The organism is Streptomyces sp. NPDC007945 (genome assembly GCF_042958885.1).
Lineage (GTDB): Bacteria > Actinomycetota > Actinomycetes > Streptomycetales > Streptomycetaceae > Streptomyces.
The window spans coordinates 68,294-93,140 of the sequence record NZ_JBIBJV010000013.1 but is presented as its reverse complement, the minus strand read 5'-3'; the positions used below and the strand labels follow the sequence as shown (position 1 = coordinate 93,140).

The following is a 24,847-nucleotide window of genomic DNA, read 5'->3' as shown; positions in this document are numbered from 1 at the left end:
AGCCCGGAGACCCCGTCCTGGGCCGACGAGCGGTGAACTGCCGCGGATCGCGCCGGCAGAAGGCCGCGTGGAGGGCCTCGTCACGACACCGGGCCTGGCCGCCCTTTTCGGACGGCGATCGCCCGCCGCCTGACGTGCGGCCCCCGCTCACGGTCCACCCTCACATCACCTCGTCTCACCTCGTCCCCGCGAGGATCCACCCGAGCGAGCCGCCCGGCCAGGCGGCACAGGCAACGGACGGACCGACGCAAATAGGAGCCCGGCAGGGCGGGACGGTCCTCGAGACGGAACGGACATGGCTGCGGCCATCGGACTCGGCGCAAGCCCACGGACTCATCCCACGATACGAGCGCGGCGGGTGCCATCCGCCGAGCCTCACCCGCCGCCCCACCGACCGGCCGGAGCGCACCCACCGAACGGCTGGAGCCGACCCGCCAGGTGTCCACAGCCGGTGGGTGGTCATGCCGGCGCGTACCTGCCCGGCGTACGGTCGACGTCAGGCGAACCCGTACGAGCACGCGAAGCCCCAGGCGTACGGGTCGCCGAGTAGCGGGACAGCGCAGACGAGAGTGTGAGGCGGAACGCCGGTGATCCGGGTAGTGGTGGTGGACGACGAAGCCCTCGTGCGGTCCGGTTTCCAGATGATTCTGAACGCGTCGGACGGCATCGAGGTCGTGGCGACCGCCGAGGGCGGCCAGGCGGCCGACGTGATCCGACGCGAGCGGCCGGACGTCGTCCTCCTCGACATCCGCATGCCGGACGTGGACGGCCTGACCGTCCTGCGGCAGCTCCAGGAACTGCCCGAACCACCGCACGTGGCCATGCTGACCACCTTCGACACCGACGAGTACATCCTGACCGCACTGCGTTCGGGAGCCGCCGGCTTCCTCCTCAAGGACACCGAGCCCGAACAGCTCGCCCAGCTGGTCCGCACCCTGGCGGCGGGCGGCGTCGTCATGTCGCCCAAGGCATCACGCGCGCTCCTGCGCAGCCACCCGGGGGCCGGAGCGCGCCAGGACGCGGACGTCGCGCGCGTCAGCCTGCTCAGCGACCGAGAGCGGGACGTCCTCGTCCTGGTCGCCGAAGGGCTCTCCAACGCCGACATCGGCACCCGCATCCATCTGAGCGCGGGCACCGTCAAGGACCACGTCAGCTCGATCCTGACCAAGCTGCGGGTCACCAGCCGCGTCCAGGCAGCACTCCTCGCCGAACGCGCCGGACTACTCACCCACGACGACGCCGACACGGAACGGGACAGCGGACGATGAGCACGGGCGGGTCACCGTGGCGACGGCTGCCGCCCTGGACCGTCGACACGGGGCTCGTGGCGCTGGCCGCGCTCGACGCTGCGATCAACCTCGCGGGCGAGGGCACCCCGTTGATGTGGGCCTGCGCCGCCGTGGGCTCCGTCGGCCTGTTCCTGCGCAGGCGCTTTCCGCTGTCCGCCTTCCTGCTGACCCTGCCCATGACCCTGTTCATGGATGTGGCGGTCGCCCCGATCGCCGCCCTGTACACCCTCGCCGCGTCCACCCGTAACCGCCGGCTGCTCGCCGGCTGCGCCCTGCTGAACGCGGCGGCGGGCACGCTCGCCTGGCCGCTGTCCGACGGGTTCACCGGCGAGGACCGGACCTGGACCCTCGTCCAGTTCGTCTACACGCTGGCCACGGCCTTCGCCCCCGTCCTGTGCGGCCAGCTCGTGCAGGCCCGGCGCGACGTGGCCCGCCAGCTCGTCGAGGTCGAGGAGGCCCGGGAACACGAACGCGCCCTCTACGCCCAGACCGTCCTCGCCCGCGAACGCGCCCAGCTGGCCCGAGAGATGCACGATGTCGTCTCCCACCAGGTCAGCCTCATCGCCGTCCAGGCCGGCGCCCTGCAGATGGCGGCCAAGGACCCCGACGTCCGCGAGGCGGCCCGCACCATCCGCACCCTCAGCGCCGGCACCCTCGACGAACTCCGCCACATGGTCACCCTGCTCCGTGCCTCAGGCGGCAAGGCCACCGAGCTCACCCCCAGCCCACCCTCGCCGACCTCCAGCAGCTCGTCGCCAACAGCGGCATCGAGACCACCCTGACCGGCGAGCTTCCCCCCGGCATCAGCACCACCGCCCAGCGCACCGTCTACCGCACGGTCCAGGAAGCCCTCACCAACGTGCGCAAACACGCACCCGGAGCCCGCGCCGACGTCCACCTGTGGCACGACGCGCACCACTTCGGCGTCACCGTCACCAACACCGCCCCCACCCGCCCGACCGTCGCCCTCCCCAGCGCCCGCCACGGCCTCATCGGCCTGAGAGAACGCGCCGACCTCCTCGACGGCACCCTCACCGCCGAACCCACCCCGCAAGGCGGCTACACCATCGAACTACGCGCCCCCGCGCGGTCCGACTGAAACATCACCCGGCGCGAGTTCTGGCAACGGGCCTCAAGACCGGGCACTTCGGCCGAGGCGCGGCCCATGATGCGAGAGCCTGCGGAACGGGTCCGCCCCGCAGCCGGGCCAGACCTTCACCACCCTGTCCGCCAGACGAAGAGCCGTACTCGGCTCGCCGAACCCGAGACACACCGCCTGGCAACTGTTCACCGACCACGTCCGCGCGGCCGACGAACCCTGCTGCCCCACCGGAGCCCTGCGCGCAGAACCCACCCTGCTCACCACCCTCGGCCACAGCCCCGACCGCATCGCCACCCTCACCGGCCTGCCCATAGGCCGAATCCGCTCCGCCACCCGCAGACGAATACCCCCAACAAGAGAGAGTTCACCCCCCCTGGGAGCCGACCGGCTTCACGGCGGGGCCGGCCCCTCGGAGGGGCGGAGAGGGACCGACGCCAACCAGCAAGGACGGCAGTCCCGTACGCCACCCCACCGCCACGGCAAGAACCCCTCCCGCACGGCGTAGTTCCTGATGCGCCGCCAGGACTACGCCCCCTTCCCCACGCGACAGCCGTGGGGAAGGGGCCTTGTCCGTCAGGGGCCGGCCGCGGAGCTCAGGCCGGCTGCTTCCGGAGTCCGGCGAGGGGAGGCGTGAGCGCCGGCCCCTGCCGACCATGCGCAGCTGCGCCCAGTCGACCTCGGGGTGGGCCCCGGGCAGGTCGTCGACGTGCCCGGCGGCGACATCGACCGGACCAGAAACGCCTCAACAGCTCCAGGCCCTCGTCCAGCCGCTCAGCCAGGAGGCGTGGCTCGGCGGTGTCGCCGAAACTGCGGTACTCGTCCTCGATCGGCCCGCCCAGACCAGCAGCGAAGATCACCGTGCCACCGCTGAGGTGGTCCAAGGTGGCCACTTGTCGGACGAGTTGCTGCGGACGGTAACGGGGGATTGGTGTCAGCAGGGTCCCCAGTCGGATCCGGGAGGTCGCCAGCGCGGCCGCTGTCAGCAGCATCCAGGGGCCTTCGAAGGGACGCCCTTGGTGTTAGCGGTGCAGTACATGGTCCCAGACGAAGAGCCCGTCCCAGCTGGCCTGTTCGGCGGCGGCTGCCACGGTTGCGACGTTACGGGGATCGGCGAAGTCACCGAGGTTGGGGACGTTGATGGAGAAGCGCATCCCAGCAGGATGTGCAGCCGGCCGCGAAGGGGCAATCACATTCCAGCCATGCGGCTTCACAGCAGGTTGCGACTGTCGGCGTCGGACGCCGCGAGGAGAGGCAGAGCTGATCGTGGATGACGAGGTCGGGGATCTTGGAGACTGCGAGGGGCGTGTAGGTTGACCTGCTAAAACTCGGAACCGTGAGGTGGGGCAAATGGTGGGATGGGCGAAGACGGACAGAGGAAGCGCTGGTTTCCTGGCGCGTGCCGGGGTCGTTGCCGCGGTTGCGGTGGGTACTGTGGCCTGCTCCGCCGGCACTCCGCCGGAGGAGTCACCCGCGTACCGGGACGGCCAGGAAACGGGCGTCGCGCTGTACGAGGAAGGCGCCTGGCCGGACGTCAGCCGGTCCAAGGCAGAGGACCTTTGCCGTTTCCCCGCCCAGCTCGAAGGCCTCCAGGACGCGGAAGCGAGCGACTTCATCGCCGGTTGCGTGGCCGGGCTCCGTGCACACTGACCTGGCGCCAGGTCTCGTGCGTCTCATCTACGTTGCCGAAGTCGCTCTGGTCTTCAGCGCCGCCTGCTGACCGTCCCCGCGCTGAAATCCCCCGGACCCTCGTGCAGGGGGTCGGCCGTCTCCGGGTCTGCCTCAGTTACTCTCCGCGGGGCGCCGTCCCGCCGGTCTCGCCACCGGCTGCGTCGCCGTCCTCCGCGCCCGCCCCGCTCCTACGGCCGAGGCCCGGAGAGCAGGTGGACGGTTAGCGGGGCCCGCCCGTCCGCCTGCGCGAAGCCGGCAGACCAGCCGAACAGCTCCTGCGCGCGAGTACGGGCCGCTCGTCGGCCCAGACCCGCGAGTGTGCGATCCCGTGAGTTGCTCTAAGGGTGCTGGCGGAGTTCGTGCTGGCACCGACCGAGCCGACCCGGAGGCTCAATACGCCCAATTGGGGAGCGTCACGGGCAGCTCGGAGTCAGCCGCCACCCGAGCCGGCTGAGGCTGAACCTCCAGAGTTCCACCTGGAGTTGGGCTGCGGCCGATCGCGTGTGCTGCGCTCGGCACGCAGCTCCACCACGACCCCAGCCGGGCCGAGCAGGGCCTTCAGCGCGTCGGCGAGCCGCTGCGGGTTGCCGTCGAACGGGAGCGTGAGCCGCTCCCGGACGCCCCGCAGGACGAGTTCCAGCACGAGCGTGGAGACGGCCGGCCTGTAGTCCCCCTGGTACGGCTCCACCACCTTGTGCGTCAGCCGCACCGCGCGCAGGTTCTTGATGGGCAGCCAGTCGTCCGGCCCGGCGGCCCGGACCAACCGCAGGGACTCGGGCACCCCGGCTGGCGCGAACTCCACCCGCAGGATGTCCCGGGCCCGGGAAAGGGCCAGCACCAGCCAGCCGATCAGGTATTCCAGCCCGGCGATCACCCCCACCACCACGAACACGGTCGACGCCCGCGCCCCGGCCAACACCATCCAGAAGGCGGCGAGCAGGGTTGGCGCGGCCAGAGCGAGCGGAGTGAACAGCGCCGGCCCCGCCGAAGTCAGCACGTTCCACGTCGGCCCGGCCGGGCCGACGCGCAGGACCAGATCCGTCGAGTCGGGACCTTGTCTCAGCAAGGGATCGGTGGCCATGCCTCCAGCGTAGGACCGGTCCGCAAGAGTGCCTCGACCATCTCCGGCCGATGGGGCACGGCTCCCGCCGGCCGTAACCCACAGCCGACGTCGCGGCGGTGCCCCAGGGCTCGAACCACGGATCGGGCCACTGCTCGGCGGCCGGTCGACCTCTGCCGCTCCGCGTACGGCCGCTGACCCGGGCTGCTGCGACATCCACGACGGCGTACAGACGTCCGGTGTGCCGCCCGGAGCGGGGAATCACCAAGCGACCCGTAACAACCGCCGACGGCCGGGGGCTGGCAGGCCATACGCACCATGGTCTTCACGGCGGCCGCGGCCGCCGCGCTCCTCGCCGGCACCGCGGCGGCCGCGACCGCCGCGTTACGGAGTCGGTCCGCGCTGGTGAACGTCACCTCCGCGATCTTGCGGGCCGAGCGGGCCCTGGAGTCCGCCGCCGCGGGCTTGCCCTGCGCGGACAGCAGCACCATCTGGGCCCGCCGCCAGGTCACCACCGACCCGCTGCCCCGGCGGATGATCCGCAGCAGGCGCTGCCCCTCGTCGTCGTCGATCTCGCGGACGCGTAACCGTTCTGCCACCCGCACCGCCTGGTGGCAACGCACCGCCTACGCCGGCACCGGGGCGGCGCCGTCGGCACGGTTCGTGCTGTTGTGACGTGGCGCGCCCGTGCCGTCCACCTACTCATCCGCGCCGGCTCGCAGTGGTCCAGGTCATCGTCCGACGTATTCAAAGACTCCGCCGTCCGGATGCCGCAGGACGGCCCGTCGTCCGTTCGGGGTCTCCGCAGGCGGGGCTATGACCTCGGCTCCCGCGGCCGCGCAGTCCGCCACCGCAGCGTCCAGGTCCGGGACGGACAAGGTGGCCGCCACTCCAGCGAATCGTCCTGCGATCTCGCTCGGGCCGCTGAACAGGAGAAACGGCCCGACACTAGCCAGCTCCAAGCCGGCGAACTGAAACCGCGTTCCGGGCTCTCCGGTCAACCGCTCGTAGAAGAGCACAGCCGAGTCGAGGTCGTCCACACGCCGCCGGAGAACCACAGAGGTGATCGCCATGGCTCCATCCTCGCAGCGAACGAATCACCGCGGCAAACCCCCGACAGCAGCTTCAGCAAGGGCAAGCAATCAAATGTGACGAGACAAACCTTGCCGGTCTCGGCACTAGTCTTCGCTGAGCTAAGGGGGTCGAATGTCGCGCTGCACAGCCGAAGCAGAGGCCAGGCTGAAGGGGATCACGTTCCCGGCCTGGCAGGGGAAGCACTACGTGACGCTGGCCGAGCTGCTGGTTCGCCTCGGCAGCTTCGGCCTCGACCTGACCTGGCGCGTTGAACTCGACGAGATCGGCGATCCTCGCTGCGTCGAGATCGAGAGGGGGTCCGCCGACTCCGGCATGGACACGTTGACACTTCTGTCGCTGACGACCCCCTTCCTCCAGTTGATCGACGCCGAGGCATGTGATTCGCAGGTGACGACCTGGTGGTGGTCCTGACCGAGTGCGACAGTTCCTCGTGGGACATCAGGGCTGTCGACGAGCGCGTACTCAGCGCACTTCGCCACCACTACCCGGGGGTTACGGACCTCTGAGCGAGGCGCTTCACTCCAGGTGAGGCCAGGGACGGACCGCCGCACCGATCACCCCCCGGCGATCCCGGCCTATGCGCTGGTCGAGAGGGGCACCTGCCGCCGGCGGCGGGGGAGCCTCGGAGTGTCAGGCGGTGGAGTCGCGTTCACCGGGGTACGGACGATGTCGCGGCGGTCGGCGCGGCAGCCGGGTGTACCAGCCGCCGACGCTGCGTCAGGTGCGGATCGGTCCGTGGCTCGAACCCCGCCCCGCCGTGGGCCGCCACCGCCGCCCGGGCACGCCCCCCCGGCGCGTGCTGCGGGGACCGTGGCGCCCACGCCCGGTCCTCTGTCCCTCCGCGCTCCGCGGCGGGCCTCGTCGTCGAGCCGTCACTGACGGGGCGAGAGTCGGAACGGCGAAACGGCGATCACCTGGTCCGGTCGAGTACGTGCGTGAACAGCATGTCCAAGTGCTGTACGGCGCTGGGTGTGAGGGACGCGTCGCGCAGCGCGCGGCGGGCGGTGTCCAGGTGCCGGCGCGCTTCGTCGCGGGTCGCGGTCCGCCCGCCCAGCTCCTCCACGAGTGCCGCTACCTGCGCGGCGGCCTCGTGGTCGAGCAGCCGGGGAGGGTCGAGCATCGCCGCCAGCTCGTGCGCGGCCCTGCCTCCACCGGCCAGTGCGGCGAGCACCGGGTAGGTCTTCTTGCCCCTGCGCAGGTCGGCGTAGACGGGTTTGCCGGTCACCGCGGGGTCGCCCCATATGCCGAGCATGTCGTCCACCGCCTGGAAGGCGAGGCCGAGATGGCGGCCCGCCCGTTCGAGCGCGTTCATGGTCCGGTCGGGGGCACCGCCGAGGACCGCGCCGAGCGCAAGGGCGCAGCCCAGCAGGGCGCCGGTCTTGTGTTCGGCCATGGACCGGTACTGGTCCAGTCCGACCGCGCCGGGCCCGCACCACGAATGGTGTTCAAAACGCAGGTCCTGCGCCTGGCCGGACACCAGTATGTTCAGGGTCCGGCCGAGGCAGCGGACCGCGGACGCCGCGTGCCGGCCCGGGGCTTCTGCCAGGGTGGTCACGGCCCGGGCGAGAAGCGCGTCCCCGGCGAGAACGGCCGGACCGGTCCCGTATGCCTTCCATACTGCAGGTCGCTGCCGACGCAGGGCGTCCCCGTCCATGATGTCGTCGTGGAGGAGCGAGAAGGTGTGCACGAGTTCGACGGCCACGGCACCGGGAACGGCCTCCGCGCCATCGGCCCCGACCGCCTCGGCCCCGAGCACGGCGAACGCCTGGCGCACCCCCTTGCCCTCGGATCCGCCGGGATCCGGCGTACCGGCCATGTCGGACCAGCCCAGCGCGTACGCCGCCATCTCACCGGTCCACGGATGGAGGCTGCCCACCGCCTCTACCAGCGCGGGTCGGACGAGTTGACGACAACGCTCCAGGACACGGGCCGACGCCGCGTCATGATCGACGTCGTGACGCACCTCGTCATCCGTCTCGCGATCAATGTCGTGATCACGAGACGAACGCACCGTGGCCACGGCTGCGGCGCCCCGTGAGGACGGTGTGGGGAGGGCGCTCACCGTAGGCCCTCCACATCGGCGGCCTGAAGCGCCTCGGCCCCGACCGGCGGCAGCATGGGACGCGCGGCGCCCCGCCCGTGGCCGCCGGGGTCCGGCAGCGGCGCGACCCCCAGTTCGGCCGCTGCCTTGTCCACCATGTCCCGGGCGTGCCGCAGCCCGATACGGTCCAGCGTCGAGCGCAGTTCGGCCAGGTCCACAGCCGTGTGCGCGGCGTCGCGCCCCAGACGGGCGGAGGCCTTGACCAGCCCCAGTCGCGACAGCGCCGTCCCACGCGGTTCGTCCATGTCCCGGAACTCCCCAAGGGCCAGCGCGTACATCTCACGGGCCTGCTCGTAGCGGCCCGCCCGGTACAGCACGTTGCCGCGCATCTTGTGGTTGTAGGCGAGCGCGCTGGAAAGCCGCATCTCCCGGCAGGCCTCCTCCGCCTGGGACAGCAGCGACAGGGCGCGTTCCACGTCGGCGTCGCGTACGGACACCACGTCCGCGATGCCACGCAGCGCCCATGCCCACCCGCGCCGGTCCTCGGCCCGGAATGCCGTGTCGGCCGCCTCCTCGAACAGGGCCAGGGCCTCGTCGTATTCGCCGGTGTTGCGGTGCATCTGCGCGATGCCCTCCAACGCCCACACCGTGTGACGGGCCTCGCCTCGGCGACGGGCCTCGGCGAGCAGCTGCTCGTGCAGCCTCCGCACCGCCGCGTAATCGCCCTGGATGCGCCCGGTCTCGGCGAGCCCCGCCAGTGAGTAGCCGCGCACGACGACGTCCCCGCCCCGCTCGCCCGTCTCGGCGGCCAAACGCAGCAACCGGTACGCCAGCCTGAACTCACCCCGCTGCCGAGCCAGCGTGCCGCCGCTCCACAGGGCCCACGCCATGGCCCCTTCGTGACCAGCCGCACGCGCCGCTCGGTAGCTCGCCTTCCACGCCCGGTCGGCCTCCTCGACGCGCCCGAGCCTGCGGCAGGCCTCCGCCACGGCCAGCCCGCAGCGCGCCTCCTCCCGCCGGTCCCCCGCTCGCTCGGCCGTCCGCAGCTCCTCCATGCCCCGGGCCAGCACCTCGGGCAGTGAGGCGTTCACCGACAACGATTCGAGAGCCCCCTGGTACTCCGGCGCCGACGCCTTCGCCGGCCTCGTCCTCCGCACCTGACCTGCCATCACACCCTCCTCGTGTGTCGACTCGACGATCAACTCGACACGAGAACCAAGACGGCGATCACCGTCCGAGGTTCCCTCTGGGTGGGGAAGTCCGCCTCCCTATGGACGCGGGATCGTCCTCAAGTGCTACGCGGTTGCCGACGACTCGTCAGCGGGATGTACGCCCAGCAGTGAGCCTTTCCCCCTCACGCCGAGGCGTGATGAAGGACGAGGAACGCCCGCACGATCGCGGTGACGCGCGTGGTGCCGCAGCGGAACCTCCGCACGAGGCGCCGGCCGTTCGACGTGGCCACGGTTCGTTCGCCGACGCAGCGGACCTCGGCACGTGTGCCGTGGTGCCGGTGCTGCCACCATGCGAGGCCCGGCATGCCGTAGCCGACGGCCTTGTGGCCGAGGGAGGGGGCCGCGGTCTGCTTGGCGAGGCGGCGGCCGGGCACCTGCGGCCGCGCTGCCGGTACTGCTTCCTGGAGATCGACAGCCGCCCCGAGGGCGCGCACGACCTGGTCGTCAAACCGCGCCGGTACGGGGAGCGGGGCCGAATGCTGCCGAAAGACGCGGACAAGCGCCCTGTGGACCTCGTCCGCTCCCGACCGGAACCGACCGAGCAGGTCGCGACCACGAGCAGCGGCTGTGGCGCCGGAGTCCACCACCGACCGGCCGCGAGGGCCTGGTCCCGGTGGCGTTCGTGTGCGCCGACACCATCGATGCCAAGGTCGCCCGCTGCTGCGCTACCGCGTCGCAGCGGCAGAACGGGCCGAGCCCCCGAGGCCCTTGGGCAGGCCCGAGGTCTCGTGTGCTCGGGGAGAGGTCCGTACCGCTCGGCGCCCCAGCTGCTGCAGTTCCCGCCGTCGTCCAGCTCCCGTCACACTTCACACTCCTTGTGGTGCTCCCAGAGGGCCCGCTGCCGGCTCGGTTGCTGGGCGCGCCACGAGTCGTGCGGGAACCGCCCGCACGGCGCGGATAGGGAAGTCGGGGTGGGAAGGGCATGATCGATGGCCCTCGAAAGGCCGGGCGGGACGAGACGATCCGATCGGTGGTGGAGCTCGCGCAGGATCTCGTGCGCCGGCCGAGCCGCGGCGGGATCGACGACTACGGCCCGGTCCTGGGTTTCTTGGAGGAGTGGCTGTCCGCCCGTGCGGTGCCGCACCGGCGGCTGCATGACGGTGAGGGGGCCCTGGTCGGGCTGCTGGCCGAGGTGGCCGGCGGCCGGCCGGGTCCGTGGTGGACGCTGGACGCGTGCGTCGACACGGCGCCGTACGGCGACCTCGCCCGCTGGTCCTTCCCTCCGGCCTCCGGCGAGGTCCGGGACGGTTGGCTGCTGGGCCGGGGTGCGGCCGACTCCAAACTCGCCGCGGCGATGTACTGCCACCTCGCCGCCGGTCTCGCGGCCGGCCCGCGGGACTTCGCCGGTGGCCTCGCCGTGCTCCTGGACGTCGACGAGCACACGGGCGGCTTCGGTGGCGCCCGCGCCTATCTCGCCGACCCTCATGCCGTCCGCCCGGCCGGGGTGATCATCGGCTACCCCGGCATGGACGAGGTCGTCGTCGGCGGGCGCGGCCTGTGGCGCGCCACCCTCACGGTGCACGCCCCGTCCGGACACTCCGGGTCCAGTCGCACGGTCACCAGCGCCATCACCCGCGCGGCGCGCCTGGTCGGCCTGCTCGACGCCGCCGACCTGCCCGGCGCGGACGGCGCCTCCGGGTTCCCGCTCGGGCCGAAGCTGACCGTCACTGCCTTTCACGGCGGCCGGGGGTTCTCCGTCACTCCCGATCGCGTCGACATCAACGTCGACACCCGCAATACCCCCCATTTCGATGCGCACGCCGCCGAGACCCTGGTCCGCAGGGCTGCCACCGAGGTCGACGCCGAGCTGCCGGGCCCCGTGCCCACTTCGCTGTCTAAGGTCGCTTCCTGGCCGCCTTTCCGGCTGGAGGCGGACGAGCAGCCGGCCGCCGCGCTGCTGTCCGCGGCCCGGCAGGCGGGGCTCGACGTGCGCGCGAAGACCGCGGGCCCGTCGAACATCGGCAACCTCCTTGCCGGCCAGGGCATCCCCGCCACGGCCGGCTTCGGTGTCCCCTACGAGGGCCTGCACGGCATCGATGAGCGCGCGTCGCTGGCCGAGCTCGCGGACGTCTACGCCATCCACCAGCAGGCCGTGGACGAGCTCCTGGGCAGGCCCTTCGAAAGCCCGTGAGCAACCCCAAAAAAGACCACACCCTGACTGGGGCTGCCGCACTGCGGACAGCCCCCGGGCTCGTCAGGGGTCGCCAGCTGTCCCGAAGCTGCTGCTCGTCGTCTTCGTCGAACGGGCGGGGGGGCTTGGCCACGCGCGTCACCTCCGGGCATGCGTAGGCCCGTCCACGGAACCATGCGGACGGGCCGGTCGATACGGGGAGTTCAGGTCAGAAGTCGGGGCAGAGGTGCTTGTGCGAGGCGGCCAGGATCTTCTTCGCGGTGGCGAGGCCGTGGCCGTCCGGGTGGGTGGGGCTGGACCAGCGCTTGTTGGTCTGGTCGACCTGCTTGGCCTCGTCGCCCGGGTACCGCTTGTAGGTGGAGCAGGTGTCTGCCCCGCGGCTGAGCGCCTTCTCTTCCTTGCCATGGACGATGTCCTTGTCGATGGCGTCGAGGGCGGCGATGAATGCGGCGGCCGTGGCGGCGTCGGGCTTGGGCGGGAGGCCGGCGGCGGCGCGGGCGGACGCCAGGGCGTCGGGGGAGAGGGCGGTGGGGGAGAGGGCGGTGGGCTTCGCCGTGGAGGCTTCGGCGCCCTGCTTGTCCGAAGGGGTGGCTGGAGGGTTGTCGGCGGCGCCGCATGCGGTGAGGGCGAGCGTGAGTATGGCGGTGGCGGTGAGGCTGATGGTCTTGGTACGCATCGGGCCAGCCTGCCGGAAGTGCGTGCGGCGGGAAGGGTGTTCACCGTGTCGTGATGTCCGCTCCGCTGTTCCCGGGCCGCCGGAAGTGCCTTCAGGGTGAGGCACGACCGCCCGTCTTACAACTGAAGCGTGTTACAGAAGGTCGCGTTTGGACAGGGCAGGACCGGTTTCGAGGCTGTACTGCCTACGCTGCCATGACGAGGTCGTGCAGGTGGGCGACGGCCTGGACTGCGTGGTGGAGGCCGTTACGGCGCCGGCGGCAGTCGCGGAGGATCTTGCAGGGCGATGATGATCCGCATGTTCGCCGAGAACCGGTAGTCGCGTGAGGACGCGCCGGTCTTACGGTCGCGGATCGGGATGAGCGTGCCGTCCACGATCTACAGCCGCCCGACCGCGTCGTCCGGACTAGCGGCCCAGGTCGCAACCCCATCCGGTATCGCCCAATTCCCTTCTCTGGTGCACGGCGCCTGGTGCCGCGCCGATGGGGCGAGTCCAGCCGGGCCCCCGTTCGGAGGGCAGGAGTCGGCACTCATCACGTTGCTTCCCGTACTCACCACTGGACTCACCATCGCAGGTCAGTGCAGTGTGGGAAGAGTCCGCAGGGCAGACTGTCGTTCATGACAGAAGCCGGGCTTGACGCTGCCGCTCGCTCCCTGCGGGCATGGCTCAATCGACAGCAGTTCAGTGACCTGTCCACCTCTGAGGTGACCGCCTTCTTCACCGACTCGGTGGCCGACTGGGCGACCGGCCAGGGTTATGAAGTCCAGCGGGAGGTGGAGCTGCCCACCGCGATGCGGCAGAACCGGACCGGGCGTCTCGACCTGCAACTGCGGCACCGTTCGGGCAGGGGACGGCTGATCAGCGTCGAGGTGGATCGGGGCACGAAGGAGTGGTCCCTCGAAAAGCTCGTCCAGGCCGCCGAGCTTGGCCACCTGGCGCTGTGGCTTCGGTGGAGCCGCACCCCCGTCACCCTGCCGATCCCGCCCACGGTCCGGCTCATCCGGGCCCAGGTGATCAGGCGCACCACGCTCACGCGAGCGAAGCTGCACTCGCTGCGGCCGGACAACTGCGGGTAGCAGGCCGGCTCGCTCCCGGCGGCGCCATGGGTGCGGGGGAGGACCGGCTGCGGGCTTCACCGGCCCCGCGTCAGGTCGCGGTCCCTCCGGCAGGCCTCGGTGCTGTCGGAAACCCGTGAACATCCCGGGCGGCCCACGACCGCTCACCACCTCCCGAACCGCTGCCTGTTTCCGGTGAGCAAAGCCATCCCCGCCGCTGCGGGTGTCGCATCCGCTGGAGGCCGGCTCCGGGGTGCGGGAACGGGGTGTCGGGGTGGGGGTGGGCTCCGGTGCCTGGAGCGCGCGTTCGGCGAGCGCGCCGGGTACTGCTTCCGGTGGTGTGCGACAGCCGGGCCTCCGACGCCATGGTGAGTGGCACTCACCACGGTGAGCCGGCTTTGGAACCTGATAGGTCGACCCCCTGTTTTCCCAGGTGAATGGGCCTGCTGATAGGCGAACCTGATGGGAGCCGGGAGGTACTCACCACGGGGTGAGAACAGGAGCGGCTGGCCTTGTGCGTGCCGCGGTTCAGGGCAGACCGGGCCCCGTCCGGCCGGATGCGGGCAGCGAGACGCCGACGACCCAGGTCCCGTTCTGGACCCCGGTGACCGTGGACGGCCGCATCGGCAAGGTGTGCCACTCCTGGGGCGCCTACCAGACCGTCGGCGAATCGCGCATGCAGCGGGTACGGGTGCACTCGGTCGAGTTCCTCGACGGCACCGAAGGCGCCCACACCGCGAGCGAGATGCCTCCCCTACGCGGCCCCCGCCGGGGCGAAAGACCGCCGAGCCGACCGTCACCTCCGAGGAGATGGAGGCGGCGGGGGAGGAGCGGTGCATGCCGGTCGACGGCGGCAGGGTCCACACCCTCACCCCGGGCGCGCCCGCCGAGGACCCCTTCCCTCAGCGCCGGACCGGCGGCAGTTCGAGCCGGGGGATCCGCTACCGCATCGTCACGGCGCCGCTTACCTGCCGCACCTGCCTCGCCCACGAGGCGCGCAGGAAGGCCCACCGGTGAGCGCCTGGTCACCCGCCTCCGGGAAGAGCTCCCCGAGCTCGGCATCCCGGAGGGAGCGACGCTGCACCGCACCTACGCCGAGGCCACTGCGGACGAGGCGTGCCTGCCCTGGTCCGCTCTCGGCCCGGATGGCGCCGACCTCAGGTTCGGCGGCCGGATCCCGGTGGGGCGCCTCCTGCGCGGGCCGGTCATCGTCGCCGGCCGCGAGCCCTGCAGCTCCGATTTCGACCCGCACGTCAAGGTCGGCATCCCCGCCGACCTCGGCCCCGGTTATCCGGTGCCCGCGCGCTCCGAGTGGCCCCGCTCGCGGCTCGCGCGCCCCCCTCGGTCTCGAACGAATTTAGCCTTTGAGCTTTCTGGGCTGGTCGTCTTCCTTCAATTCGACAAATTCAAGGTTAAGTTCGATATGGTTGTCGTGGAGGTGTGCCATGTCCGTGGACCCGAAGAGGGATCCGAGGGAAGTGGCCCTGTTCAGGGCCGTGCAGGAGCTGCTGGAAGGCGGCCCCGAGCTGCCGGCGCCTGCTGAGCGCTCCCGACTGCGTGAGGCGGCCGGCATCACCCAGGCCGCGCTCGCGCGTGCTCTGGAGACGTCGACGCAGACGGTGAAGAACTGGGAGGCGGGCCGCAGCGACCCGCGCCCGCCGCGCCGTGACCCCTACCTGGCGCTGCTGCAGGGCTGGGCGAAGAAGTACCCCGCCCCCGCCCCGGCGCCCGCCCCGGTGTCGCGTACGCAGTCGTCGGCGGCCGCCGACAGTCCCACTCCGGCGCCTGTCCCCGCTCCGGCGCCGGAGCCGGCGTCTGCGCCGTCCGTGGCCCGCCCCCGTCCGTCCAGGACGCGGCCGCCATCCGCGCCCAAGCGTCCGGCCGCCCGGAAGACCGCGGCCGCGGCGCGGGACGCGCGGTTCGTCAACGGACCGCTCGCCGTCATCGACGCCGACACCGACGGCGGCGGGCTACTGGCGTACTGTGTCGGCGGCCTCATCCTCGACGTCCCGGCCCGGACACTGCCTGGCCTGGTGGAGTGGACCCTGACCGAGGCCCGTCTCGGCGCGCCGCGGCTGGACCCCTGGGGCCGCGACGCCGACCCGCTCCTCGCCCTCACCCCGGCCGCGCTGGAGCTCTTCGGGCTGCCGGTGGAGCTGGACGAAGACGAGCAGGCCGCGGGCCGGCTGTCGGGTGACCACCCGGTACTGGAGGAACTGGCCGAGGCGCAGTGGCAACTGACCCGCCGTGGGTTCGGTCCGTGGGCGAGGATCTACCGTCCCGCCCAGGGCGGCCGGCGTGCGTGCGTGCAGCTGTGCATCCCGTCCTGGCGCGCCCTGGACACCCGCTCCTGGGGGAACGCCGCCGATCTGCCGCCGGCCGAACTCGCCCGGACGCTGGGCCTGTACGCGCAGCGGGTGATGACCCCCCGCGGGTCCACTGCCGTCACCGGCCTGGAACTGATGACCGCTCTGCACCCGCCGACCCGCGCCTCGGAGCCGGACACCGACGGCCGCCGGCACAGCGCCCACAACCCCGGCTCCCTCGGCAAGGATCTCATCGACCCGGCGCCGTGCGAGGCGATCGACGGCCACCCCGTCCTCGCCGACCTGCCCCGCTTCCACGTCCGCGGCCCCGCCGAGCGCCTCTTCGAAGAGGCCTACGACTGGGCACGCGAGCTCACCGACGAGGAATGCCTCAAGCCGCATCTGGTCGGCATCGACGTCAACATGGCCTTCGCCGCCGCCGCGAACGGTCTGCCGGTCGGCCTGGCCTCCGCACCCGTCCACATCCTCGACCCGGTCTTCGACCCGGCGGTGCCGGGTTCGTGGCTGGTCGACCTTTCCCACGTCGACCTCTCCCGCGTCCGTGTCGGCAAGCAGTGGTTGGACCTGCGAGGCGAGCTCCTCCCGAGCCCGTTCACCCCCACCGGCGAGGCTCCTACCGGCCCCGCCTGGTACGCCACCCCGACCGTCGCCTACGCAGTCGAACTCGGCTACGACGTCGCGCCGGTGGAGGCGTGGCTGCGGCCGGAGGCGGGCCGGTACCTGGACGGCTGGTACCAGCGGCTGCGGAACGCATACATCGCGACCATGGACGACCTCGGCGTCCCCGACAAACTGCCCCCCGACCAGTTCCTCACCGCGATGGACGACTACAAGGCCCGCGACCCGGAGGCGGCGATCGTGCTCGGCGCGATCAAGAACACCGTCAAGGGCGGCATCGGCAAGCTCCAGGAGAAGGCCCGCGGCGGCGGCTGGCGCCCGGGCCAGTCGTGGCCCGCGCTCGCCCGCCCGACCTGGCGCCCCGACATCCGCGCCGCGGTCATCTCCCGCGCCCGTACCGGCATGCACCGTAAGATGGTCGCCCTCGCCGCCGCCACCGGCGCCTACCCGATCGCGGTCCTGTCCGACTGCGCCGTCTACGCCGCCGACGGCCCCTCCCCCCTCGACGTCCTCCCCTACGGCCCCGACGGCAAGACGATCCCCGGTTCCTTCCGGATCGGGGTGTCCCCGGGGATGGTCAAGCACGAGGGCACCCAGACCCCGCTGTGGGCGGAGCAGCTGCGCGAGGACGCCCAGGCCCCGCTGCTGAACCTGGCCCGCTACATCAAGGCCGGCACCACCGCCGGCCCGGACACGGGGGAGTAGACCCATGGTCGTGAGATCGGTCGGTGACGCCCTCGACGGGCTGATGGAGAAGGCGTTCACCCGCAAGCCACCCAAGTCCGCGGGCGCCCAGATGCGGTTCCTCGTCAAGCAGCTCAAGGGCACCAAAGCCGTCGCCCAGGCCCTGGGCATCTCCCAGCGCACGGTCGAGCGGTACGTGAAGGATCAGATCAAGAAGCCCCGCCCGGACCTCGCGGGCCGGATGTCCGGCGAGGTCCGCAAACGGTGGCAGCCCAAGGTGCGCGAGCGGGCGAAGGAGGCGGCCGTGACCAGCCAGGGCGTGATGATCGACGTCCGCGCCCAGCTCGGCTACGCCGCCCCGGCCGGCACGACGGACGAGGCCCGCGAGCGCCACCTCACCCTCGCCCTGCCCCCGCACCTCGCCGGCCGTCTCTTCGACGCCCAGGAACGCGGCGGTGAGCGGCAGATGCGCCAGGCCGTCGCCGACGCGCTGAAGGAGGTGTACTTCCAGCAGCGCGGCACCCGGGCGGCGAGTCTGGAGGAAGTCCGGATGCTGAACGTCGAGCACATCGAGTTCGACCTGTGACCGGCGCACAGGGCGGCGGCGCCGGGTACCACTGGAAGGTTCGGTTGGCCTGTGGCCTGCAAGGCCGGTGTGGGTTGAGCCGGTGGCGTGAGTGGACTGCCCGGGTGCCCCGGAAACGGGGGTGCTTGCACCTGACCTGCGCAGGCAGGATCTCCTCATGTCGACCGATGTCAGCGGGATGATCGAATGCCGGCCCGGGGCCCGCTTGTGGGGCCCTGACGACGAGGACTCCGTGTGGGAGGCTGGCATCGATCTCTTCCTCCTCAACCGGAGCAACGCCTACGACGGTCTGGCCTGCCTCTTCGGGATCCGAAACACCTTCGGCTTCCGCCCCCTGGCCCCAGACCGCGGCTTCCCGGACGACGCGTCGGCCGGGCTGCGACGCGTGTTCACCGGCTATGGCGACCCCGACGATATGTACGGGACCACCTGGCTGTCCTGGGCTGAGCTGGAGACCGCGGACTGGGAGGAGAGCAACGCCTCCGGTACGCGAACCCGCGCGTCAGCCGCCGGGTTCGACACGGAATGGGGCCGGGTCTGGAACGTCATGCGCATCCTCAGCGAGGTCCACGGAGCCGAGAATGTACGCCTGGTCGTCTGGTTCTACTGACTCGTTCCTGGCCGGCCAGGAACTCAGCCACACCAACCACCACCCCGGAAGGAAGCAGGGGCTGTGAGCACGGTTCAGCTGCGTGAGCATCAGGTGGCCGGTCTGGCGGCGATCCGGTCCTGGCTCGGCTGGCCGCACACCAGGACCCCCGGGCCGGCGGGGGAGCGGGCGACGTACGTGTCGGCGACCGGGTCGGGCAAGACCTACACCGCGGCCGCCGCGGCCCGGGAGTTCTTCCCGCGCGGCCGGGTCCTGGTCATGGTGCCGACCCTCGACCTCCTCGCCCAGACCGCGCAGGCCTGGCGCCGCATCGGCCACACCGCCCCCATGCTCGCGGTCTGCTCCCTGTACGGCGACGAGGTCCTCGACGCCCTGGGCGTGCGGGTCACGACGAACCCGATCCAGCTGGCCCTGTGGGCCGGCTCCGGCTCGGTGGTGGTGTTCGCGACGTACGCCTCCCTTGTCGACCGCGACGACCCCCAGGACCCCCTCGGCACCGCGAAGGTCCGGGGTCCGCTGGAGACGGCGCTGGCGGGCGGGGAGCGGATGTACGGGCAGCGCCTGGACGGCTTCGACCTGGCGGTCGTCGACGAGGCCCACGGCACCGTCGGCGACGCCGCCCGCCCCTGGGCGGCGATCCACGACAACACCCGCATCCCGGCCGACTTCCGCCTCTACATGACTGCCACCCCCCGGATCCTGGCCGCACCCCGCCCCGGCGCCGGCGACGACGAGCCGCCGATCGTTTCGATGGCCAGCGACCCGGATTCCGTCTGCGGCGAGTGGATCCACGAGCTGGGCCTGTCGGAGGCGATCACCCGGGAGATCCTGGCCGGCTTCGAGATCGATGTCCTTGGGATCCGCGACCCCGACCCGGTGCTCGTCCTCTCCGAGGAGGCGCTGCGCGGTCGCCGGCTTGCCCTGTTGCAGACCGCGCTGCTGGAGCACGCCGCCCGTCACAACCTCAAGACCGTCATGACCTTCCACCACCGGGTCGAGGAGGCCGAGGCGTTCGCCGCCCGGCTGCCGGGGACCGCGGCCGAGCTGTACGCGGCCGAGCCGACCCTGGAGGCCCTGAAGAAGGCGGAGGAGGCACTGCGGGAGTCGTCTATCGAAGCCCGCTTCTACGACCTCGACCCGGGCCGTCATGTCCCGCCGGGGCGGGTGTGGTCGGCGTGGCTGTGCGGCGACCACAAGGTCACCGAGCGCCGACAGGTCATCGAGCAGTTCGCGAACGGCATCGATGCCACCGGCCACCGCGTCCACCGCGCGTTCCTCGCCTCCGTCCGCGTCCTGGGCGAAGGCGTCGACATCACCGGGGAGCGCGGCGTCGAGGCCGTGTGCTTCGCTGACACCCGCGGCTCCCAGGTCGAGATCGTCCAGAACATCGGCCGCGCCCTGCGCCCCAACCCCGACGGCACGGCGAAGACCGCCCGGATCATCGTCCCCGTCTTCCTCCAGCCCGGCGAGGACCCCGAGGACATGGTCGCCTCCGCCTCCTACGAACCCCTCGTCGCCGTCCTGAGCGGCCTCCGCGCCCACTCCGAACACCTCGTCTCCGACATCGCCTCCCCGGCACGCACCCACGGCACCCGCACACCCCACGTCCACCGCGACGAGGACGGCAACGTCGTCCCCGCCACCGGCGTCGGCCAAGACCAGGACGCCGACGAGGAGACCGCGGCCCACGCCGTAGAGTCCGCCCTGCTGCGCTTCGCCGGCCCCCGCGACCCGGCCACCATCGCCGCGTTCCTGCGCACCCGCGTCTACCGGCCCGAGTCCCTGGTTTGGCTGGAGGGCTACCAGGCCCTGCGTCGCTGGCGCGCCGAGAACGGCATCGAGGGCCTGTACGCCGTTCCCTACGACACCGTGACCACCCTTGCCGCCGGGACGAAGGAGTTCCCGCTGGGCCGGTGGGTGCACCAGCAGCGCAAGAGCCTGCGCGCCGGAACCCTGGAGCCCCACCGCAAGGACCGGCTCGACGCCGAGGGCATGGTCTGGGAACCCGGCGATGAAGCGTGGGAGACGAAGCTGGCCGCCCTGCGCTCCTACCACCTCGCCCACGGCCACCTCGCCCCCCGTCAGGACGCGGTGTGGGGCGAGACCGAGCAGGACACGATCGCGATCGGCCAGCTGATCGCCAACCTCCGCCGCCCCGGCGCCCTCGGCAAAGATCCCGACCGCGCCGCGACCCGCGCCGCGCAGCTGGCGGCGATCGACGAGGAGTGGAACTGCCCCTGGCCGCTGGACTGGCAGCGCCACCACCGCGCCCTCGTCCGCCTCGCCGCCGACGAGCCGGACGGAAAGCTGCCCGACATCGCGCCCGGTGTCGTCCTCGACGGCGACGACCTCGGCCGCTGGATCACCCGCCAGCGCCGCGCCTGGCCCGACCTCTCCGACGAGCAGCGCACCCGTCTGACCGCCCTCGGCATCATCCCGCCCGCCGAACCGGCACCCGCCACCCGGGAAGCGGCGGGGAAGGGGAAGATGCCGGCCGCCTTCCGCCGCGGCCTGGCCGCACTCGCCCAGTTCACCGCCCGCGAAGGCACCGGCACCGCCCCCTCCCGCGGCCACATCGAGCGCCTTCTCGACGACGGCGAGGAGCACGAGCACAAGCTCGGCATCTGGTACGCCAACACCCGCCAGCGCCGGGACAAGCTCAACCCGGCCCAGCGCGCCGCGCTCGCCGACCTCGGCGTCACCTGGGCCTGAACAGCCCCAGCCGGCCCGCCCCGCACACGAACGACCCGCACACGAACGACTGGCCACGACTGAGGGGCCCGCCACCCGGTCCTCCGCCTCTCCCGGCGGGGGACCGGCCTCGTTCCCGCTCCGACACTCCGGCCGCTTCGTCAGCCGGCCGCGCCAGCACGTGGAAGGTCCCCCACCTGCCTGTAGTGGGGGGACCTTCCACGTGCTGAGAGGCGTCCGCCGCCCCTCTCATGGGTGAACCTTCTTCTCGCGTACGGGCTGGTCACCACCCGTAGGCCACTCGATCCCGGCGCCGACATCTCTTTTGGAGACCAGGAGAGGCCACCCTCCCCCTCTCGCGGGGCCGGAGGCGGGGGCGAGCCGGCCCGTGCCGATACGCGGTGGGCGAGGGCGAGGCCCAGCGCCCCGGAGGACATCCAGGGAAGGCGTACCGTCGGGCCGCCCAAGCGCCTAGACAGCCCCTGGCCCGACCGCGTGAGGCGAGTGCCCGCAAAGCGCACGGACGCTCAGTGCCGTCTACCTTCTACCTCCCCCGCCAGGGTTGCCTTGCGAGACCGGCCGCCAGCAGACCCCTGAGCGACGGCACGACATCACGAGTTGGACCTCAGTAGGCGCGAGCGCCTGCCGAAATGCAGTCTTGCGAGTTGCGTCGCCTACTTTGCGGCGGGAGGCTTTGAGCATGAGCCAAATGATTCCGAAAGTGAATGCGAACGTGCAACGTCCAGATGTTGGTGGAACGTTCACCAAAGCTGCAGAGGAGCAGCTGGTTCGCCTTGTCGGGGAGCCTTGGGTGGTTGAAGCGGAGACGAATGAGCGGATTTTTGCGGCCGAGCGTCAGGCGAACGCTCCCTTGGTCCAGCTCCTAGAAGAGGATGCCGATGCCGTGGCTGCCTCGCAGGGGATTGGGAGGTTGCGGAGGAAGGCGCGCATCCAAAGCGATTCTGTGGGAGCTGCGGCTACTCACACCTTTGATGATCTGATGAGAGACGCCCTCAAGGGAGTCAAGAAAGGGTTGAATGTTTTTGTGCCGCCCTATGACTGGGTGATCGACGTAGAGCACAAGGCCGGTGAAGCTAACGGGGACAAAGCTGCCGGGACCTTCTCGTCCGTCATAGAGGGGTATTACGGTAGCGGTGCGAGCTGGGCAACTGCAGGGGTGGGCGTGGCGCTCAAGGCCACCGTGGACGGAGTGGCCAATATCCGGCCGCCCATGAGTGACAGTTGGAGGTGGTTCATCGACGCGACGCTCTTCTCGGCGAACACCTCTGGGTCGTGCCGCGTCGTAGTTCAGGATCCAGTTTCGGGAGCCGTGCTGGGTCCCGATGGGGACCGATCGGTTGGGCTTTGGAACCACACTTCGCAAACGGGAGCCAGTGGTTATGGATCCGGCTCGTTCTTCGCCTCCGATATTGCGCCTACCGCCACACTGTCGGCGGGTCAGGTATTTAACGTGAATTTCTTGGCGAATGTTTTTACTGACCAGTCTGGATCCCTTGTCTTCGGGCACTCCTATGCCGACGGTAGGCTGGAAGTCAGCCTTCCATTCTTTGTGGTGCAAATGTGATCTGTGGCGAGCGGGACGGCGCCTTCACCCCGTTGTCCCACGGCGCGTCACCCTCGCCTTGCCCACCACAGAGGGGTGCCTCACCGTACGACGGCGGTGGGCGCCGTTCCGCCGTCGTCCCGCACATTCCCGGCCCCAAGCCTCTGGCCCCAGGAAGCAGGGGTCAGACAATGCGGACTGGCACACGGCGCCCACCCAGCAGGTTCGCCAGGGCCTCGGTCTCTTCCTGTTCAGAGCGCATCGCGGTGGTGGTCATGGCTGTCGCGCGGTGACCAAGCAGCGGTCGTCAGATGTCCATCACAGGAGAGTCTGGCTGTCATGGGCTTGCCAGCTCACAGTGGTTGAGGCGCGCCTACGGGTATTTCCGCGGTTCAGCACCGTTGGTGTTCCGCATCGACGTCCTCCTGTCCGCTCGTGGATCCGACGTGGGCGGCAGGGGCCGCCCGCGCGCCGCGAGCCCGGCAAGGTCCGGAAGGCGGGCCCTAGGATCCCCTCGTGACCCCGTACTCCCTGGCCTTCTATCTGGACGCCGTCATGACCGGCACGGTTCTCGGCCTGCGCCCCGGCGACCGGCCCGACCGGGTGGCGGAGGTGCTGGGGACGGAGTACGGGGAGAACGGCGGCCGTGACACCTTGTGGCGCGACTACGGCCTGATCGAGTTCCACTGGCACCGGCCCGGCCCTGACGTCCCGTGGGCGGGCCATCACGTCAGTCTCCAGGTGCACCGTCTCGCACACCGTGACCGCGCCCTCGTCGGCGGCGCGCTGCGCGCGCGGTACGGCCGGTTTACGCCCCGGCTCCGCTTCGACAAGCTGCACCGCCTGCTGGAGCGCCGCGGCGCCGCCCTCGTGCCCGTCGCCGGGGCCCCGTCGAACGCGCCGTACTTCCGCACGTACGAGCACCCCGCCTCCCGGGCGACGGTCACGGTCGTCGCCATGTACGGCGAGCACAGCACCCCTCCGCAGCTGCGGCCCGGCGACGTGTACGCCATCCAGCTCCCGGCCGGCGCCGGGAACGCCAGCCGCGGGGGCGCCCCCCAATGGGGCGTCCCGTAAACGATCTCCGCTCAGGGGTGTCTGGGATGGTCAGGTGTCCCCGACCAGCTGCCGTCCGACCGGGTGGGCCCGTACGGCCGCCGGCCTCGCCGCTGGGGAGTGGACCGCCGCTCCCGACCGTCCCGCGTCCCCGGCGCTCGGGAGGTCATCGAGGGGGCAGTATCGCCGGGCCGCCCAAGCCCCCCCCGACGGCCCCTTGACCCGGCCCGTGAGGCGAGGGCCCGGGAAGCACCCGGATCGCCGCTCAGCGCCGTTCTCCTCCCTCACCCCGCCATCATGGTGTTCTCGCTGGTCAGAGCCCTCGCCGAGCCCGTCATGGGACCGTCACCAGGTCGTCATCCGGGGTGACGAGATGACGACCTCGCCGTCCCAATGGCACCCCCTGACGGCCCTGTGACGACCAATGACGACCGCCCGGCGTCCTCGCACTGCCTTCTGTGGGCGGCTCCCCGTGCACCGCAGCCCCTGCTGCGTCTCTCGGCGTCATAGGCCCTTGGGAGGCTCCGGGACGGCGTGGGACACGGATTTGACTCCGTGTCATGGGCGGTAAGCTGAGCTCACAGGATGCGGCGCCGTGGACGGCAGCCGCCCACACGGGTCGAGGGCCCTTCAAAAAAGCCCTTTACTTGCCCCTGGGTGGAGATGAGCCGTGGTACGTAGCTCGTTCGACTTCCCCCTGTGCTGGGTCTGGGCTTCCTCCCCGTTTGCGAAGCGGTAGCTCCCCGGCCCCTGTGAGTTGTGCGGTGACCTTCCAGATCGACGTGCTGAACGTCTGCGTCCTGGCCTTCGTGCTGCTCGTGGCGTGGGTGGTGTACCGGCGGACGAACTGCATCGAGTCCGCCGCGGTGTCCGGCGCCGCGGTCGTCGTCATCGTGCTCATGCTGTTCACCCCGATCGGCAACGGTACGACGACCGAGACCACCACGCCGGCCCCGACGTCCGGCGCCTCGGCCCCGCTCCCGACACCGGCTTCCCCGGCGCCGAAGGGCTGAGGGGCCGGAGCCTGCCCGGGCGCCTGGCTGCGTCCTGGAGTCCGGTTACCGGTTACAGGCCGCCCAGGACACCGGTTCTGGCTGCTCACGGCGGTGTCCGGGCGGCTGCGGGCCTGTAACCGGTAACCCGTAACCCCCCTCGCCCTGGACCTGGCCTCCTCGCCGGCCGGAGGTACGCCTTCTCGTCCGCCGCAGACCAGGATCTCGCCGTCGGCGGGCCTGCCGTGCCGTGGGGGGGAGGGAGTTCTTACGGGGCGTAGTCCGGACGTCGGCCGAGCACGGTCGGGCCCGCCGGGAGGCGGTGGATGAAGCTGCCGGTCGCGACGCTGGCGGCGGCCTCGGCCCCTAC

At 71.4% G+C, this 24,847-nt stretch carries 19 protein-coding genes and 5 pseudogenes; 14 read left to right on the top strand and 10 right to left on the bottom strand.

Annotated elements, in window-relative coordinates; all coding sequences use genetic code 11:
• The first annotated feature begins 641 nt into the window (after positions 1–641).
• Together ACFZCF_RS29875 and ACFZCF_RS29870 are read left to right on the top strand one after the other, a co-directional pair.
• Positions 642–1,268 (top strand): response regulator, encoded by a 627-nt coding sequence (locus tag ACFZCF_RS29875; RefSeq protein WP_391290163.1) that lies wholly within the window; start codon positions 642–644, stop codon positions 1,266–1,268.
• A pseudogene (locus ACFZCF_RS29870) lies at positions 1,265–2,388 on the top strand (sensor histidine kinase). Before ACFZCF_RS29875 ends, ACFZCF_RS29870 begins: the two are co-directional and overlap by 4 nt.
• Before the next feature lie 728 nt (positions 2,389–3,116).
• Here the strand turns inward: ACFZCF_RS29870 and ACFZCF_RS29865 are convergent.
• A pseudogene (locus ACFZCF_RS29865) lies at positions 3,117–3,542 on the bottom strand (LLM class flavin-dependent oxidoreductase); the annotation flags it as partial.
• Between the two features lie 280 nt (positions 3,543–3,822).
• Here ACFZCF_RS29865 and ACFZCF_RS29860 point away from each other — a divergent pair.
• Positions 3,823–4,038: a hypothetical protein gene (locus ACFZCF_RS29860; RefSeq protein ID WP_391290103.1), complete on the top strand. Its 216-nt coding sequence runs from the start codon at positions 3,823–3,825 to the stop codon at positions 4,036–4,038.
• Positions 4,039–4,489: 451 nt separating this feature from the next.
• Here the strand turns inward: ACFZCF_RS29860 and ACFZCF_RS29855 are convergent, their stop codons facing one another.
• The 3 genes and pseudogenes from ACFZCF_RS29855 to ACFZCF_RS29845 form a co-directional block, all read right to left on the bottom strand.
• Entirely contained in the window at positions 4,490–5,140 is a 651-nt protein-coding gene (locus ACFZCF_RS29855) for a hypothetical protein (RefSeq protein WP_391290101.1), read from the bottom strand.
• Positions 5,141–5,502: 362 nt separating this feature from the next.
• Positions 5,503–5,718 (bottom strand): annotated as a pseudogene (locus ACFZCF_RS29850) (hypothetical protein); the annotation flags it as partial.
• 132 nt (positions 5,719–5,850) lie between these two features.
• On the bottom strand, positions 5,851–6,192 hold the full coding sequence (locus ACFZCF_RS29845) for a VOC family protein (protein ID WP_391290099.1): 342 nt from the start codon (positions 6,190–6,192) through the stop codon (positions 5,851–5,853).
• A gap of 133 nt (positions 6,193–6,325) precedes the next feature.
• On the opposite strand from ACFZCF_RS29845, the gene ACFZCF_RS29840 reads away from it, so the two are divergent.
• Positions 6,326–6,625, top strand: a complete 300-nt coding sequence (locus ACFZCF_RS29840) for a hypothetical protein (RefSeq protein ID WP_391290098.1) — start codon at positions 6,326–6,328, stop codon at positions 6,623–6,625.
• Positions 6,626–7,124: 499 nt separating this feature from the next.
• Here the strand turns inward: ACFZCF_RS29840 and ACFZCF_RS29835 are convergent, their stop codons facing one another.
• From ACFZCF_RS29835 to ACFZCF_RS29825, 3 genes are all read right to left on the bottom strand, one after another.
• Positions 7,125–8,177, bottom strand: a complete 1,053-nt coding sequence (locus ACFZCF_RS29835) for a polyprenyl synthetase family protein (RefSeq protein ID WP_391290160.1) — start codon at positions 8,175–8,177, stop codon at positions 7,125–7,127.
• A gap of 95 nt (positions 8,178–8,272) precedes the next feature.
• A complete protein-coding gene (locus tag ACFZCF_RS29830) occupies positions 8,273–9,424 on the bottom strand; it encodes a tetratricopeptide repeat protein (protein ID WP_391290096.1) in 1,152 nt (383 codons plus the stop codon).
• Between the two features lie 185 nt (positions 9,425–9,609).
• Positions 9,610–9,861: a hypothetical protein gene (locus ACFZCF_RS29825; protein WP_391290169.1), complete on the bottom strand. Its 252-nt coding sequence runs from the start codon at positions 9,859–9,861 to the stop codon at positions 9,610–9,612.
• A gap of 548 nt (positions 9,862–10,409) precedes the next feature.
• Here ACFZCF_RS29825 and ACFZCF_RS29820 point away from each other — a divergent pair.
• On the top strand, positions 10,410–11,618 hold the full coding sequence (locus tag ACFZCF_RS29820; RefSeq protein ID WP_391290094.1) for a M20/M25/M40 family metallo-hydrolase: 1,209 nt from the start codon (positions 10,410–10,412) through the stop codon (positions 11,616–11,618).
• Between the two features lie 208 nt (positions 11,619–11,826).
• On the opposite strand, the gene ACFZCF_RS29815 is transcribed toward ACFZCF_RS29820, so the two are convergent.
• The 3 genes and pseudogenes from ACFZCF_RS29815 to ACFZCF_RS29805 form a co-directional block, all read right to left on the bottom strand.
• Positions 11,827–12,294: a hypothetical protein gene (locus ACFZCF_RS29815; RefSeq protein ID WP_391290092.1), complete on the bottom strand. Its 468-nt coding sequence runs from the start codon at positions 12,292–12,294 to the stop codon at positions 11,827–11,829.
• A 184-nt stretch (positions 12,295–12,478) separates the two neighbouring features.
• Positions 12,479–12,571, bottom strand: a pseudogene (locus ACFZCF_RS29810) (IS5/IS1182 family transposase); the annotation flags it as partial.
• Positions 12,572–12,590: 19 nt separating this feature from the next.
• Positions 12,591–12,671 (bottom strand): annotated as a pseudogene (locus tag ACFZCF_RS29805) (IS5/IS1182 family transposase); the annotation flags it as partial.
• 240 nt (positions 12,672–12,911) lie between these two features.
• Between ACFZCF_RS29805 and ACFZCF_RS29800 the strand changes: the two are divergent.
• From ACFZCF_RS29800 to ACFZCF_RS29760, 9 genes are all read left to right on the top strand, one after another.
• Positions 12,912–13,370 (top strand): hypothetical protein, encoded by a 459-nt coding sequence (locus ACFZCF_RS29800; RefSeq protein WP_391290091.1) that lies wholly within the window; start codon positions 12,912–12,914, stop codon positions 13,368–13,370.
• A gap of 816 nt (positions 13,371–14,186) precedes the next feature.
• Positions 14,187–14,366 carry a hypothetical protein gene (locus tag ACFZCF_RS29795; protein ID WP_391290089.1) on the top strand — a complete coding sequence of 60 codons (180 nt, stop codon included), beginning with the start codon at positions 14,187–14,189 and terminating at the stop codon, positions 14,364–14,366.
• Positions 14,367–14,794: 428 nt separating this feature from the next.
• Entirely contained in the window at positions 14,795–16,999 is a 2,205-nt protein-coding gene (gene tap, locus ACFZCF_RS29790) for a telomere-associated protein Tap (protein ID WP_391290087.1), read from the top strand.
• Between the two features lie 10 nt (positions 17,000–17,009).
• Positions 17,010–17,564, top strand: a complete 555-nt coding sequence (gene tpg, locus ACFZCF_RS29785) for a telomere-protecting terminal protein Tpg (RefSeq protein ID WP_388449613.1) — start codon at positions 17,010–17,012, stop codon at positions 17,562–17,564.
• Between the two features lie 157 nt (positions 17,565–17,721).
• Positions 17,722–18,174, top strand: a complete 453-nt coding sequence (locus ACFZCF_RS29780) for a hypothetical protein (protein ID WP_391290085.1) — start codon at positions 17,722–17,724, stop codon at positions 18,172–18,174.
• Positions 18,175–18,237: 63 nt separating this feature from the next.
• Positions 18,238–20,886, top strand: coding sequence for a Helicase associated domain protein (locus ACFZCF_RS29775; protein WP_391290084.1), 2,649 nt, complete (start codon positions 18,238–18,240; stop codon positions 20,884–20,886).
• A gap of 679 nt (positions 20,887–21,565) precedes the next feature.
• A complete protein-coding gene (locus tag ACFZCF_RS29770; protein WP_391290082.1) occupies positions 21,566–22,450 on the top strand; it encodes a hypothetical protein in 885 nt (294 codons plus the stop codon).
• Between the two features lie 495 nt (positions 22,451–22,945).
• Positions 22,946–23,506 carry a hypothetical protein gene (locus ACFZCF_RS29765; protein WP_391290080.1) on the top strand — a complete coding sequence of 187 codons (561 nt, stop codon included), beginning with the start codon at positions 22,946–22,948 and terminating at the stop codon, positions 23,504–23,506.
• A gap of 743 nt (positions 23,507–24,249) precedes the next feature.
• On the top strand, positions 24,250–24,498 hold the full coding sequence (locus tag ACFZCF_RS29760) for a hypothetical protein (protein WP_391290079.1): 249 nt from the start codon (positions 24,250–24,252) through the stop codon (positions 24,496–24,498).
• Positions 24,499–24,847: the final 349 nt, after the last annotated feature.